Origin of the sequence: Citrobacter sp. S46_ASV_140, assembly GCF_018919545.1 — a bacterium.
GTDB classification, from domain to species: Bacteria; Pseudomonadota; Gammaproteobacteria; order Enterobacterales; family Enterobacteriaceae; genus Citrobacter; species Citrobacter braakii.
The window spans coordinates 1-326 of the sequence record NZ_JAHLRC010000300.1; the positions used below are offsets into that span (position 1 = coordinate 1).

Consider the following 326-nt stretch of genomic DNA (forward strand, 5'->3'; position numbering starts at 1 on the left):
CTTTAATACTGAATTGCTGGAGTTGAGTTGCATGTAATTTGCTAACTAATGTATTGAGAACTGGGTTTAATTTTACCTGTTTATCTTTATCACCGGCTTCAATTATGCACGAATTGGAATAGACATGACCGGAAAAATTAACAACGCCTTTTTGAGCCCTGTTGGGGAAATGTCCAAAATCTGCCATAGCGGAAGGAATTGCGATGGCACAGCTAATTAAACTTATAATGGATAGTTTACTCATAATGCGCTCCTCATTTAGAGATAGATCGTCCCTATTATCAGTAACATTGTCTGGGCTCCTTTTTTCTTGCGCCCTGTAAGGC

At 39.0% G+C, this 326-nt stretch carries 1 pseudogene; it reads right to left on the reverse strand.

The features are described 5' to 3' along the window. Positions 1-244, reverse strand: a pseudogene (locus KQJ19_RS23880) (type 1 fimbrial protein); the annotation flags it as partial. Positions 245-326: the final 82 nt, after the last annotated feature.